Below are 13,508 nucleotides of genomic sequence, written 5' to 3' on the forward strand. Positions count from 1 at the left end.
TTATTTTTCTATTTTTTCAAGAATTGCGTTATTTTTAAAATCAATAATTTCAATTTTAGCATCGCCTAATAGTTCTACTTTAGATTTTCCTGTAGCAGAAATTTTTAAATTATCCTTAACGTTTACAGCACATGAAGTATAGGCTTCAGTAGTTAAATTCATTTGAGAAACACTGAATTTTTTCGCATTTAAATCGGCGTTATTGTCCAATCTAATTTGAGCATTAACCGTTTCTCCTTCAATATCTAAATCCGATTTTTGGTACATATCTAATTTAAAATCAGTTGAGGTTACTAGGGCTTTTGCTCTGGCATTTTTACTGATTTCTAAAATTGTATTTTCAGATTTAATGTTTAATTCGGCTTCACTTTTGTCGTTTAATTGAATGGTGAACTTTGGTGATTTTACATTTAAAAAAGATTTAGAATCGTCAAAGTTTTTGATTGTAATATCATTTAATTCTAGGTCTGAAAGTGCATTTAACTTCGCTTTATCTTTTACAACAATAGTTTTTAAACTGTCGGTATAATTGATTCTTAGACTAAATTTATTGGCTCTTATTACTTCTTTCGTAGTGCTTATTTTTAAAGTTCCCGCTAAAATATCAAAAACAATAACATCATGAAGGTTGTCATCAGCTTCAATTTCTACTGAGGATTTATCGGCTTTTACTAAAAAAACTTCAATGTTGTCAGCAATGTCAATTCCGTCAAAATTTTCGGTTTCTTTTATTTGAACCGTTACAATTTTAGAGCCTTTGATTTTTTCCTTTCTTTGACCGAAGGACAGGCTAACTAGAAAAAGGGCAATTGCAATAAGTTTTAATTTCATATGTAAATATTTATTGTTTTTCAAAGGTCATATAGTATCGCTTTATTTTAATTGGTGTTTGTTTGCAACAAACTTGTTGTTAATGGCGATTTCATATGTAACTATTTATTTTTTTAATGTCGTTCCAAAAATCTAGAACAATGGTATCGTGTTATTATTGAAGAAGTTTATTTCAATCCATTTATAATTAGAACGATTTCTTGTTTGATTTATTTTTACAAAAGTATGCTTTTTTATACACCAAAAAAAACACCAGTTTTGAGGCTGATGTTACTTTCTTACTTATTTTTTGGAAACGCTGGCTCCTGAACTTTCATCTACCGTTATTTTTTTTGGATTGGTATAGTATTTTATACTGCTTCCGCTTGAGGCATCTGCATCTAGTGATTCAATTGGACTTACTTTTGTGGTACTTCCGCTGGATGCTTTGCATACTGCATTTGCAGTTTCTAAATTGTCTAAAATGATTGAACTTCCACTTGAAGATTCTGTTCTAAGATTTTCTGCTTTTCCTTTGGCCTCAATTTTACTACCGCTACTGCTGTCACAACTCAAGTTTTTTGAATTGATACTCAAGTTAATTTCGCTTCCGCTGCTTGATTTTAGGGCTAAATTTTCAGATTTTATTGTATTTGTACCTTCCACAGAAGCACCACTTGAAGACGCAATTTTTGTTACGTTTGGTACTTTTACAAATACTTTACGTTCTTCAGCATCGTTGATGTTTTCGTCAAAGTAAATAGAAAGTACTCCGTTTGAAATTTCAGTTTTTAAATGTTCCTGTAAATTTTCATCCGTTCTAGCGTCAATTGAGGCTTCGTTTGCTTGTTCGATGACTACTGTAATTCCTGTTTTTGCTTCAATTGTTTCAAATGCCTCTGAAACACTTCTGTTGGTTGTAACTACGTTTCCGTTGCCATTTAATCCGTTGTTAAAATTCATGTTATTACCACAAGATAACAACAGCATTGCAGCCATAACAAGCAATAGAATAAATTTTGTGATTCTAAAAATAATGTTTACCATAATTAATTAGTTTAGTTGTTACTGTTTTATTTTCGGTCTTTTGTTTCAATTTTTAAACCATTTTCATCTATTTTGATGGTTGTAGATTCGGTTTTACTTGAAATGATTTCTTTTCCATTGATTTTCAATTCAATTTCATTTGTATCATCTTCAGAAGTTTCCCAATCTTCTTTTTCTTCTCCTTCAGGACAATCTAAACATTTAAAATCGCCGCCAATTAACTTGTAAAAATGATTTTCTTTACCATAATACATATTAATATCGGAATAATTGTTAGTCAAATAGTTGGTTATGGATTCGCTTGGATACACAACCGTTTCTTTAGGAATATAGATATAAACATGAACTTCTTGATCTCTAAACTTATTACTTCTATCGGTAATCAAATAATTATCTAAATTAATGTTATTTCCTTGAATATCATAATTATAATTGATTTTTTTTGCTCTTTGTTTTCCAGCTTCGTATGAATTTCCGTATGCCGTTTTTTCAATTTGAATGAAAGGTTTGTTTTCATCGGTTTTCATTAAATGAATTTTGACATTGTTGGAGTAAATTATTTCTTGATCTTTTTCGTCTCTAATGAATTTAAAATCCGATTTGTGATTGATACTTTTAGCATAAAAATTATTGTATTTCATGTAAATTTTTAAAGTATCGTTTGAAGTCATTCCAATTTCTTTTTTCTCCACGACTTTACTTTCAAAGCTCACTTCCGACGCTTGTCTTAATCCAAAATACACTAAGAATACGATGGAAAGAATCCATAAACCCAACAAACTGTATTTGGCATAACTTCCTATAGATTTTAAGTTGCTGATTAGTAATTTTAATCCTAAAATCATAAAAAAGAACGTAGGAATTGCAATTACAAAAAAGGAAAATATTTGAACAATCCACATTGGAAAATCTGTATAATTACTGGCTCTTAAATATTCATTCCAAGGCATGTTTATATGATCTACAGAAGTAGAAAAACACATAAAAATAGTTCCAATTAATAAGGAAATTAAAGTTATAGATGTAATCATTACAATAAATCCACCAAGTATTTTACCAAAGAATTTGAATAAATTGGAAAATAAATCTTCTATTGATGAACCTACTTTTTGAGAACCATTTTTAACATTATACAATACTTTTTCGGTATCAATATCATTAAATTTTGAAGCAATGTCATCAAAACCTTCCTTTACCTTTTTTTCGATATTACTGATGTTAATAGGCATACCACGCATTTCTAATTTTTGAGCCGTTGTGGTTGCTTTTGGTAATAATACCCATAATATAAGGTATAATGGAATACCGAAACCACCTGAAACTGTTAAAAGAATGAATACAATTTTTAACCAAATGGCATCAATACCAATATAATGACTAAATCCAGCACAAACTCCTCCAAGTACTTTTTCATCTACATCTCTGTATAGTTTTTTTGAAGAATAGTAAGTGTTTTGATTTTTAGATTTTTTTTCGATAGGTTCTTCGTCAATTTTATAATCTTCGGGTTGTCCCATTATGGCAATCATGTCTTCCACTTGTTTGGAGCTGATGACTTGTTTTTCGTTGATTATTTTTTCTTGAAAAAGTTCGGCAATTCGGCTTTCAATATCTTTTATTATTTCTTCTCTTCCTTCAGGCGAAAGTGATCTTTTAACCGCATCCAAATAACGATTAAGTTTATTAAAAGCATCTTCATCTATGTGAAAAAAGAAACCTCCTAAATTTATACTTATTGTCTTGTTCATGATAGTTAATTTTGTGTTGTTATTGTGTTTACAGCATTTGATAATTCGTTCCAAGTACTGCTTAATTCATTTAAAAATTCTTTGCCTTCGTCTGTTAAACCATAATATTTTCTTGGCGGTCCAGAAGTTGATTCTTCCCAACGATAGATTAACAATCCATCATTTTTTAGTCTGGTTAGTAAAGGATAAACAGTACCTTCAACCACTAATAATTTAGCTTCTTTTAATGTTTCAAGAATTTCAGAAGTATATGCATCTTTTACTTTTAATACTGAAAGAATGCAAAATTCTAAAACACCTTTTCTCATTTGAGCTTTTGTGTTTTCAATGTTCATAATTCACTTTTGTTTTTTTTAAGTTACTACTCGTTTTTTGATTTTTGCTTAACTCGTTTCAGAGGACTCTGATTGATTTTGAGTTTCGCATTTTTGATGATTGAAACTAATAAAATTATATAACCTATTATTTTCTTATACAAATATATGTCTATTGAATGGTATTATGTTACGCATAGTACTACTATTTAACATTTATTTAACAAATATAATTTATTATGTACGCCTACTATTTTTTGTATATTAGCAGAAAAATAAGGCAATCATGAAGGTTACTCCTTTCCAATTAAACGTTTTTATGTTTTTTAAATTACCAGCTGCTTTTTGGTGTGGTGTTCGAGCAAAATCTATTTTACCCGAAAAATGTCAGTCTACAGTAAAGCACCGATGGTTGAATCAAAATCCTTTCAATTCGATGTATTTTGCCGTTCAAGCTATGGCTGCCGAATTTACAACAGGAGCATTAGTGATGTGGCAAATTAAGCAAAGTGGTAAAAATATTTCAATGCTAGTAGCTCATAATAAGGCAACTTTTACTAAAAAGGCTAAGGGTAGAATTACTTTTGAATGTAACGAAGGCAATAAAATAAAAGCAATAATTGAACAAGCCATTGCTACAAATGAAGGACAAACCGTTTGGTTGACTTCCATAGGAACTGATGAAAAAGGAGATCAAGTTTCTGAAATGCAATTTGAATGGAGTTTGAAAGTTAAGGGTTGATGGTTGTTAGTTTATGGTTGTTGGTTGTTCGCAGTTAATTCAAAAAAACAAGTGTTAACAGTAGTTAAATAGTTTTAAGTTTGAACTTATCTTTAGTAACTTTGAATAAAAAGAAAAAATGAGCGTATTAATTACTGGTGCAACGGGTATGATTGGACAGGAACTTGTGAAAGTTTTGCACCAACACAACATAAAAGTACATTATTTATCGACCTCTAAAGATAAATTGGTCACTAAAGACAATTATAAAGGTTTTTATTGGAATCCATCAACCGACGAAATTGATGTTAAAGCTTTAAAAGGAATTTCAGTAATTTATCATTTGGCAGGAGCAACCGTTGCAAAACGTTGGACGGCATCTTATAAAAAGGAAATCTTAGAAAGTAGAGTTCTTCCAACCCGATTGCTTTATAAAACTTTACAAAACAATTCTCATCAGGTAGAGCACATTATTTCAGCTTCAGCCATTGGTATTTATCCTGACAGTATTGGCGCTATTTACAACGAAGAGAATAGAGGAGTTGATGCTTCTTTTTTAGGTGAAGTAGTTCAAAAATGGGAAAATGAAGTAGATACCTTTACGGCTCTTAATATTAAAGTAGCTAAAGTTAGAATTGGTATTGTACTATCTATTAATGGTGGTGCTTTACCTCAAATGCTTACTCCAATCAAATTTGGTGTTGGTGCCGCTTTTGGTACAGGAAAACAATATCAATCTTGGATTCATATTAAGGATTTAGTAAACTTATTTTATTATGTACAAGTAAGTGAATTAGAAGGTATATATAATGCTGTTTCCCCTTATCCGGTAACCAATAATGAGATGACTAAAGCGATTGCAAAGGTTGTAAAAAGACCTTTATGGCTTCCTAATATTCCAAAATTTGTGATGCGATTGATTTTAGGTGAAATGTATATTTTAGTTTTTTCAAGTCAAAGTGTTAGTGCTTTGAAAATATTAAATGAAGGATTTCAATTTAAGTTTGCTAAATTAGACAAGGCGTTACACGATATTATTAAATAAAAAAAGGTGCTAAATGATATAAATTTAGCACCTTTTTGGTTTATCTTATTTTGAAATTATTCTTTAATTCCTTTAATATTGATTTGTAAAGCAATTTCGTCATTAATGTACTTGTCGCCTAAATCATCAAAAAACGATTTTGAACCGTATTTCACATCCCATAAAGTTCTATTGATTTCAAACTCTGGTGAAGTTAATGTTACACTTCCATCAGTATTAGCCAAATTTACGGCAAATTTCACTTGATTTGTTTTGCCTTTTATTGTTAAATCACCTTCCATCATGTCTTTACCGTCAACATTTTCAAATTTGGTCATTTCAAAAGAAGCTTCAGGATATTTAGCTACATTGAAAAAATGATCGGTTGCTTCTGGTTTTGCAGTTCCTTTTAAATGTCCTTCTAAACTTAATTTTTCATCACCTTCTAAATCTAAAACGGCAATAGAATTCATGTCTAAAATAAATTTACCTTGAGTGATTTTTCCGTTTTCAACCACAAATTGACCGTCTTTTAAAGCAATTGTACCATTGTGTTGTCCTGCTACTTTTTTTCCAACCCAATTAACGGTTGATGTTGAGTCTACTTTAAAAGTTCCATCTACACTTCCTTCAGAAATTGTTGGTTCCTCTGTTGTAGTTTTCTCTTCATTTTTACAACTTACAAAAAATAAAGTTGCTAAACTTAATGCAATAATTTTTTTCATTTTTTTTAATATTTAAATTCGTTCAAAATTAACAATCACGGTATTAAATTTTCTTAAAAAAAATTTAAAAAAAAGTGCTTAAAGTAGGTTAGTGTTGTTTAAGTTATGACAATTTGACACAATAATTGAATTGGCAATAGATTTGCATTAGACTGATAAACAAAAAATGTTTAAAAAAATATTCAAGAATATGAGTCAAGAAAGTACTGAAAACACAGAAAAAGAGATTCTTAACGAAGAAAATGTTTCAGAAAATCAAGAGGTACAACAGCCTGAATTGTCAGTTGAAGACCAATTAACTGCAGATTTGGCAAGTGAAAAAGATAAATTTTTACGTCTTTTTGCTGAATTTGAAAATTATAAAAGAAGAACTGCCAAAGAACGTATAGATTTATTTAAAACTGCAAATCAAGAAGTTTTACAAGCTATTTTGCCAGTTATGGATGATTTTGATAGAGCTATGACTCAAATTTCAAAATCTGAAGATGAAAATTTGGTTACGGGTGTGGCATTAATTCATGAAAAATTAAAATCTACCCTTGTTTCTAAAGGTTTAGAGGAAGTTGAAGTAAAAGCAGGTGATGTTTTTGATGCTGATTTTGCAGAAGCTATAACTCAAATTCCAGCTCCATCTGAAAAGTTAAAAGGAAAGATAGTTGATGTTATTGAAAAAGGGTACAAATTAGGGGATAAAATTATTCGTTTTCCAAAAGTTGTAATTGGACAATAATTTCAATTAAAAGCTATAAAGGATTCAAAGATTTCCATTTTTTGGAACATAAAACAAAGTTTTAATGAAGAAAGATTTTTACGAAATATTAGGCGTTAGCAAATCAGCAACTCCAGAAGAAATAAAAAAAGCTTACCGAAAAAAAGCGATTCAATATCATCCTGATAAAAATCCGGGCGATAAAGAAGCTGAAGAAAATTTCAAATTAGCTGCAGAAGCTTATGAAGTTTTAGGTGATGCCGATAAAAGAGCTCGTTACGATAGAATGGGTCATGCCGCTTTTGATGGTGCAGGAGGATTTGGTGGCGGAAGTGGTCACATGAATATGGACGATATTTTTAGTCAATTTGGTGATATTTTTGGAAGTGCCTTTGGCGGTGGCGGTTTTGGTGGCGGTTTTGGCGGTGGCGGTCAACGTAGAGTAAAAGGAAGTAATCTTAGAATAAAAGTTAAATTAACACTGGAGGAAATTGCCAATGGTGTTGAAAAGAAAGTAAAAGTTAAACGTAAGGTTCAAGCTTCTGGTGCTACTTTTAAAACATGTGCTACATGTAACGGTCAAGGCCAAGTTATGCGTGTAACCAATACCATTTTGGGTAGAATGCAAACTGCTTCAACTTGTCCAACATGTAATGGTTCGGGTCAAATTTTGGATGGAAAACCCAATGGAGCTGATGCACAAGGGATGATTACAGATGAGGATACGGTATCCATCAAAATCCCAGCTGGTGTTGTTGATGGTATGCAATTGAAAGTTGCTGGAAAAGGAAATGAAGCACCAGGAAACAATAGTATTCCAGGTGATTTAATCGTAGCTATTGAAGAAATTGAACATGAATTTTTAAAACGTGAAGGTGAAAATCTTCATTATGATTTATATGTAAGTTTTCCAGAAGCAGCATTAGGAGTTTCCAAAGAGATTGAAACTGTATCTGGAAAAGTTAGAATTAAACTAGAAGAAGGCATCCAATCAGGAAAAATATTAAGATTAAAAGGTAAAGGTATTCCAAGCATCAACTCTTATGGAAGTGGTGATTTATTGGTGCATATTAATGTATGGACACCCAAAACTTTAAACAAAGAACAAAAACAATTTTTTGAAAATATGTTGTCTGACGAGCACTTTACCCCAAAGCCTGAAAAGTCAGATAAATCTTTTTTTGAAAAAGTTAAAGATATGTTTTCGTAATTAAATTAATTTATTTACATTTGAACTTCACTTTCTAAGGAAAGTGTTTTTTTCTTTTTCATAGCAATTTTTCCCATCTTAAAGTTTATTCGTTAAGGTGGGTTTTTTTTGTAACATTTGTTTAAGAAAACCATCTAATGGTAAAGTGTTAAAATGATTTATGAAATAATTCCTGAAAGTTATAAAAAGTATAATTTAGTACAATCTAATCAAGTTTTAGGTTCTTTAAATTATTCGAGTTGGTTCAATATTGCTAAAGTAGCACTAGAAATAAACACTTTGGGGATTTTTGAAATCACAAGAAAAAGCAGTTGGAAATCAGATTTTTATGTATCTAAAAACAATAAAAAAATTTTAGAATTTACTTTTTCTTGGAATAATCTTTTGAAAGTGACTTCCTGTTTAAATGAAGAACAAGTTGTTTTTAAGTTGGTTAGGAAAGGTTTTTGGGGAAACAAATTCCTGCTTTTAGATGAAAACAATAATGAAATTTGTATCATCCTGCCACAATCAAAATGGAAAAATTTTAAAACAATATATAAAATTGAAGAAATTAATACCGATTTTTATCTTGAGAAAGAAGTATTATACTTATCTTTAATTCATTGTATAGTTCAAATTAATGCAATGACTGCAGCGGTTATTTAATCAATTATAGTAATACGATTTATGAGTTTTATTTTAGAAGTAAAAGAAGTTGTAAAACAATATGGAGCATATACGGCACTTAATAATGTTTCATTACAAATTCCTGAAGGTTCAATTTATGGTCTTTTAGGACCCAATGGAGCAGGAAAAACTACACTTATTCGAATCATCAATCAAATTACAATGCCTGATTCGGGTGAAGTATTTTTGGCAGGAACAAAGTTAAAACCTTCTGATATTCAGCATATTGGTTACATGCCAGAAGAGCGTGGTTTGTACAAAACCATGAAAGTAGGGGAACAATGTTTGTATTTGGCTCAGTTAAAAGGACTTTCCAAACAAGAAGCTCAAAAGCAATTAAACTATTGGTTTGAAAAATTAGAAATTGAAGGTTGGTGGAACAAAAAAATTCAGGAACTTTCGAAAGGAATGGCTCAAAAAATTCAATTTGTAGTAACTGTTCTTCATAAACCCAAATTATTAATTCTTGATGAACCTTTTTCTGGATTTGATCCTGTAAATGCCAATTTAATTAAAGATGAAATCATTGAACTAAATAAACAAGGAACTTCCATTATTTTTTCAACACATCGTATGGAAAGTGTAGAAGAAATGTGTGATTATATTGCCTTAATTCATAAGTCTAATAAGTTGATAGAAGGAAAATTAGTGGATGTTAAAAAACAATTCAGAACCAATACATTTGAGGTTGGAATTATAGCTGCAAATGTTGAAGGGCTAATGTACGATTTAACTCAAAAGTTTACTGTAGCCACAACTAATTTCAAATCACTAAATGACGATATTAAATTGGATATTCAACTAGGCAATCATGATTCGAACGAATTATTAAGTATTTTGACTAAAAACGGTCAAGTAACCCATTTTGTTGAAAAAATTCCAAGTGTTAACGATATATTTATTCAATCTGTTAGCCAGTAAACAGTTTTCAATACGACCTTTTAACTTCATAAACTTTTAAACTCTTAACCATAAATATGAGTACATTATCACTAATAATAAAAAGAGAATTTATAGCCAAAGTTCGTAACAAATCTTTCATTGTAATGACTTTTTTAAGTCCTTTGTTGTTTGTTGGAATAGGCGTTTTTGTTGGTTTTTTAGCTTCTCTGGATAAAGAAAAAGCAACACAAGTTGCCATTCATGACGAAGCAGGATTTTTTAAAAAAGAATTCAAAAGTGATAAAAACACCAACTATATTGATATTTCTTTCATGCCTTTTTCAACAGCAAAAGATACTGCTAGCAATAATTATGACGGTTTATTATACATCCCTAAAGTAGATTCCATTCAGCAATTAGTCAAAAAAGTCGAATACATTTCAGAAGATAGTCCAAGCATTGATTTTATTTCTGATGTAGAACACGTAATCGATTCGGCTTTAACCTCAGAAAAATTAAAGGTTTTAGGATTTGATGCCAAAAAAATTGAAGCCACAAAAGTAAATTCTGATTTAAAACTTTCTAAATTTTCGGGTGAAGAAACCGTAAAAGGAATAAATGAAATTAAGTTGATTATTGGCGGTGCTTTTGGTTATTTAATCATGATGTTTATTGTAATTTACGGAAACTTTGTCATGCGAAGTGTCATTGAAGAAAAAACAAATCGCATCATTGAAATCATTATTTCATCGGTAAAACCCTTTCAGTTAATGATGGGTAAAATCATCGGAAACTCGCTAGCTGGAATATTACAGTTTTTAATTTGGGCTTTAGTTGGAGGAGTTTTGTTCTTCGTTTTTTCTTACCTCTTAGGCATGCAAATGGGCGCTTCTTCAGCCGTTTCAGCAGATGCTTTAGCCAATGCAGAAGTTTCAACATTATCGCAACGAATTCCTATGTATATTAATGAGTTGAAAAGTTTACCATTACTAACTTTATTCATCAGTTTCATTCTTTATTTTATTGGAGGTTACTTTTTATACAGTTCGTTTTATGCTGCTATTGGTGCTGCTGTTGATTCTGAAACCGATTCACAACAATTTTTATTGCCTATCATTTTACCCTTAATTTTAGGAGTTTACATAGGATTTTTTACGGTTTTAAATGATCCTCACGGAACTATTGCCACTGTTTTTTCCCTATTTCCATTAACATCACCAATTGTTATGCTAATGCGAATTCCGTTTGGTGTTCCAGCTTGGCAACTCATATTATCCATTCTTATTTTATTTGCAACTTTTATATTTGTTGTTTGGTTTGCTGCCAAAATTTATAGAGTAGGAATTTTAATGTACGGTAAAAAACCAACATGGAAAGAACTTTACAAATGGTTAAAATATTAAAAAAGAAACATGAACGAATTGTTAGACTTACTACATTTTAAGATTATTGATACAAAAAACATTGATTTTACTGTACTCAACGTCATCTTTCTTATTGTCGTTTTGGTTGTTACTTCTTTTGTTTTAAAAATAATTCGAAAAGTTGTTACCCGAAAATTGCCTTTAGAGGACAAAAATAAATTTGTAAGCGTATTTCAATTCATTAAATACATAGTTTACATTTTTGTGGTCATGTTTACCTTACATTCTTCTGGTGTCAACATGAATGTGTTTTTAACCGCTTCAGCTGCTTTATTTGTCGGTATTGGTTTTGCCTTACAAACTTTTTTCTTAGACATAATTTCTGGAATTTTAATTATTTTAGACCAATCCTTACACGTTGGCGATATCATTGAAGTTGACGGAAAAGTCGGAATTGTAAAGGAAATTCGTTTAAGAACTACCCGAATGGTGACCCGAAATGATAGGGTTTTAGTCATTCCAAACAACAAGTTCATGACTGATATTTTATTCAATTGGACACAAAACACTACTTCCAACAGAGAGCAAGTTTCTGTTGGAGTTGCCTATGGTAGTGATGTTAATTTGGTGAAAAAATTACTGGAAGATAGCGTCAAAAATATTGAAGGTGTAGTTAATCCTGAAACTGTTTTAGTACTTTTTGAAGATTTTGGTGATTCGTCACTTAATTTTTCGGTCTATTTTTATGTTGAAAACGGCATGAAAAGTCCCAAAATTCAAAGCAATATTCGTTTTAAAATTGACGAATTATTCAGACAAAATAAAATTTCAATTCCTTTTCCTCAACGCGATATACATATTATTAATCAGTAACAGCAGGCTCGGGCTTTATTTAGTTTCGTCGTTCCTGCTTTTCACTATATCTTTTTTTGTTTGTCATGCTGAGCCCGTCGAAGTACAAACAAAAAAAGGATGCCGTTACAATCAGGGTTAGATAGAGAATTGTCTTTATTTTTTACTAACTTTGTTGCATAACCTTTTACCAATCACCTATAACCTAAAATAGATGCCAAAAATACTTATCATAGAAGACGAAGCAACCATTCGTAGAGTATTAACAAAAATTCTTTCGGAAGAAAACGATACTTATGTTGTAGAAGAAGCTGAAGACGGTTTACAAGGTGTTGAAAAAATCAAAAATGACGATTATGATTTGGTTTTGTGTGACATCAAAATGCCAAAAATGGATGGTGTAGAGGTTTTAGAAGCTGTAAAAAAAATAAAACCCGAAATTCCAATGGTCATGATTTCTGGTCACGGTGATTTGGAAACCGCAGTAAATACCATGCGATTAGGTGCATTTGATTACATTTCAAAACCACCAGATTTAAACCGTTTGTTAAACACAGTACGAAATGCTTTAGACAAAAAACAACTGGTAGTTGAAAACAAGAATCTAAAGAAAAAAGTCAGCAAAAACTATCAAATGATTGGTAATAGCGATGAAATCAATCACATAAGAACCATGATTGATAAAGTAGCTCCAACCGATGCAAGAGTATTAATCACTGGTCCAAACGGAACTGGAAAAGAACTCGTAGCCCATCAATTACACGAAAAAAGCCAACGTTCATCAGCACCCATTATAGAAGTTAATTGTGCCGCAATTCCAAGCGAATTGATAGAAAGTGAACTTTTTGGACATGTAAAAGGAGCATTCACTTCAGCCGTAAAAGATAGAGCAGGAAAATTTGAAGCCGCACACAACGGAACTATTTTCTTAGATGAAATTGGCGATATGAGTTTGCCTGCTCAAGCTAAAGTATTGCGTGCTTTACAAGAAAATTTAATCCAAAGAGTTGGAGCTGATAAAGACATCAAAGTAGATGTTAGAGTAGTTGCCGCAACTAATAAAGATTTAAAAAAAGAAATAGTAGAAGGTCGTTTTAGAGAAGATTTATACCATCGTTTGGCTGTAATCTTAATAAAAGTACCAGCTTTAAATGAAAGAAGAAATGATATTCCAGAGTTGATTGAACATTTTGCAACTAAAATTGCCGATGAACAAGGAAACACAGTAAAAAGTTTTTCCAAACAAGCCATCCAATTATTACAAGAATACGATTGGACAGGAAATATTAGAGAATTAAGAAATGTTGTTGAACGACTTATCATTTTAGGAGGAACAGAAATTTCTGAGACTGACGTAAAAATGTTTGCAAGTAAATAATATTAAGTGTCTAGTGAATAGTAATTAGTAACTAGCTAATCACTACGCACTAGTG

The 13,508-nt window shown here is 30.9% G+C and carries 14 protein-coding genes; 9 read left to right on the forward strand and 5 right to left on the reverse strand.

Annotated elements, in window-relative coordinates:
• The 4 genes from ACTF56_RS04540 to ACTF56_RS04555 form a co-directional block, all read right to left on the reverse strand.
• A complete protein-coding gene (locus ACTF56_RS04540; RefSeq protein WP_438965726.1) occupies window positions 1-831 on the reverse strand; it encodes a GIN domain-containing protein in 831 nt (276 codons plus the stop codon).
• Between the two features lie 282 nt (window positions 832-1,113).
• Window positions 1,114-1,857: a head GIN domain-containing protein gene (locus ACTF56_RS04545; protein WP_438965727.1), complete on the reverse strand. Its 744-nt coding sequence runs from the start codon at window positions 1,855-1,857 to the stop codon at window positions 1,114-1,116.
• A 26-nt stretch (window positions 1,858-1,883) separates the two neighbouring features.
• Window positions 1,884-3,605: a PspC domain-containing protein gene (locus tag ACTF56_RS04550; RefSeq protein WP_438965728.1), complete on the reverse strand. Its 1,722-nt coding sequence runs from the start codon at window positions 3,603-3,605 to the stop codon at window positions 1,884-1,886.
• A gap of 5 nt (window positions 3,606-3,610) precedes the next feature.
• Window positions 3,611-3,940: a PadR family transcriptional regulator gene (locus ACTF56_RS04555; protein ID WP_438965729.1), complete on the reverse strand. Its 330-nt coding sequence runs from the start codon at window positions 3,938-3,940 to the stop codon at window positions 3,611-3,613.
• A gap of 265 nt (window positions 3,941-4,205) precedes the next feature.
• On the opposite strand from ACTF56_RS04555, the gene ACTF56_RS04560 reads away from it, so the two are divergent.
• On the forward strand, window positions 4,206-4,661 hold the full coding sequence (locus ACTF56_RS04560; protein WP_438965730.1) for a DUF4442 domain-containing protein: 456 nt from the start codon (window positions 4,206-4,208) through the stop codon (window positions 4,659-4,661).
• A gap of 118 nt (window positions 4,662-4,779) precedes the next feature.
• On the forward strand, window positions 4,780-5,685 hold the full coding sequence (locus ACTF56_RS04565) for a TIGR01777 family oxidoreductase (protein ID WP_438965731.1): 906 nt from the start codon (window positions 4,780-4,782) through the stop codon (window positions 5,683-5,685).
• Between the two features lie 56 nt (window positions 5,686-5,741).
• On the opposite strand, the gene ACTF56_RS04570 is transcribed toward ACTF56_RS04565, so the two are convergent.
• Window positions 5,742-6,389, reverse strand: coding sequence for a YceI family protein (locus ACTF56_RS04570; protein WP_438965732.1), 648 nt, complete (start codon window positions 6,387-6,389; stop codon window positions 5,742-5,744).
• 166 nt (window positions 6,390-6,555) lie between these two features.
• Between ACTF56_RS04570 and ACTF56_RS04575 the strand changes: the two genes are divergently transcribed.
• The 7 genes from ACTF56_RS04575 to ACTF56_RS04605 all read left to right on the forward strand — a co-directional run bounded on the left by ACTF56_RS04575 (window position 6,556) and on the right by ACTF56_RS04605 (window position 13,453).
• Window positions 6,556-7,119 (forward strand): nucleotide exchange factor GrpE, encoded by a 564-nt coding sequence (locus ACTF56_RS04575; RefSeq protein WP_438965733.1) that lies wholly within the window; start codon window positions 6,556-6,558, stop codon window positions 7,117-7,119.
• 64 nt (window positions 7,120-7,183) lie between these two features.
• The gene (dnaJ, locus tag ACTF56_RS04580) at window positions 7,184-8,308 is read left to right on the forward strand and encodes a molecular chaperone DnaJ (RefSeq protein WP_438965734.1); all 1,125 of its coding nucleotides are present in this window, start codon (window positions 7,184-7,186) and stop codon (window positions 8,306-8,308) included.
• A gap of 153 nt (window positions 8,309-8,461) precedes the next feature.
• Window positions 8,462-8,956 carry a hypothetical protein gene (locus ACTF56_RS04585; RefSeq protein WP_438965735.1) on the forward strand — a complete coding sequence of 165 codons (495 nt, stop codon included), beginning with the start codon at window positions 8,462-8,464 and terminating at the stop codon, window positions 8,954-8,956.
• Between the two features lie 21 nt (window positions 8,957-8,977).
• Complete coding sequence (locus ACTF56_RS04590) at window positions 8,978-9,898, forward strand: ABC transporter ATP-binding protein (RefSeq protein WP_438965736.1); 921 nt, start codon at window positions 8,978-8,980, stop codon at window positions 9,896-9,898.
• Window positions 9,899-9,954: 56 nt separating this feature from the next.
• Entirely contained in the window at window positions 9,955-11,262 is a 1,308-nt protein-coding gene (locus tag ACTF56_RS04595; protein ID WP_438965737.1) for an ABC transporter permease, read from the forward strand.
• Window positions 11,263-11,271: 9 nt separating this feature from the next.
• Window positions 11,272-12,096, forward strand: coding sequence for a mechanosensitive ion channel family protein (locus ACTF56_RS04600; RefSeq protein ID WP_438965738.1), 825 nt, complete (start codon window positions 11,272-11,274; stop codon window positions 12,094-12,096).
• Between the two features lie 193 nt (window positions 12,097-12,289).
• The gene (locus ACTF56_RS04605) at window positions 12,290-13,453 is read left to right on the forward strand and encodes a sigma-54-dependent transcriptional regulator (RefSeq protein ID WP_438965739.1); all 1,164 of its coding nucleotides are present in this window, start codon (window positions 12,290-12,292) and stop codon (window positions 13,451-13,453) included.
• Window positions 13,454-13,508: the final 55 nt, after the last annotated feature.

The organism is Flavobacterium sp., from assembly GCF_965657075.1.
In the GTDB taxonomy this organism is placed as follows: Bacteria; Bacteroidota; Bacteroidia; order Flavobacteriales; family Flavobacteriaceae; genus Flavobacterium.

Bases quoted from the DNA above. Each gene is read 5' to 3' on its own strand.
- ACTF56_RS04560 (WP_438965730.1), top strand. From the start codon at position 4,206: ATGAAGGTTACTCCTTTCCAATTAAACGTTTTTATGTTTTTTAAATTA.
- ACTF56_RS04600 (WP_438965738.1), top strand. From the start codon at position 11,272: ATGAACGAATTGTTAGACTTACTACATTTTAAGATTATTGATACAAAA.
- ACTF56_RS04575 (WP_438965733.1), top strand. From the start codon at position 6,556: ATGTTTAAAAAAATATTCAAGAATATGAGTCAAGAAAGTACTGAAAAC.
- ACTF56_RS04570 (WP_438965732.1), bottom strand. From the start codon at position 6,389: ATGAAAAAAATTATTGCATTAAGTTTAGCAACTTTATTTTTTGTAAGT.
- ACTF56_RS04565 (WP_438965731.1), top strand. From the start codon at position 4,780: ATGAGCGTATTAATTACTGGTGCAACGGGTATGATTGGACAGGAACTT.
- ACTF56_RS04595 (WP_438965737.1), top strand. From the start codon at position 9,955: ATGAGTACATTATCACTAATAATAAAAAGAGAATTTATAGCCAAAGTT.
- ACTF56_RS04605 (WP_438965739.1), top strand. From the start codon at position 12,290: ATGCCAAAAATACTTATCATAGAAGACGAAGCAACCATTCGTAGAGTA.
- ACTF56_RS04585 (WP_438965735.1), top strand. From the start codon at position 8,462: ATGATTTATGAAATAATTCCTGAAAGTTATAAAAAGTATAATTTAGTA.
- ACTF56_RS04545 (WP_438965727.1), bottom strand. From the start codon at position 1,857: ATGGTAAACATTATTTTTAGAATCACAAAATTTATTCTATTGCTTGTT.
- ACTF56_RS04550 (WP_438965728.1), bottom strand. From the start codon at position 3,605: ATGAACAAGACAATAAGTATAAATTTAGGAGGTTTCTTTTTTCACATA.
- ACTF56_RS04540 (WP_438965726.1), bottom strand. From the start codon at position 831: ATGAAATTAAAACTTATTGCAATTGCCCTTTTTCTAGTTAGCCTGTCC.
- ACTF56_RS04590 (WP_438965736.1), top strand. From the start codon at position 8,978: ATGAGTTTTATTTTAGAAGTAAAAGAAGTTGTAAAACAATATGGAGCA.
- ACTF56_RS04555 (WP_438965729.1), bottom strand. From the start codon at position 3,940: ATGAACATTGAAAACACAAAAGCTCAAATGAGAAAAGGTGTTTTAGAA.
- dnaJ (WP_438965734.1), top strand. From the start codon at position 7,184: ATGAAGAAAGATTTTTACGAAATATTAGGCGTTAGCAAATCAGCAACT.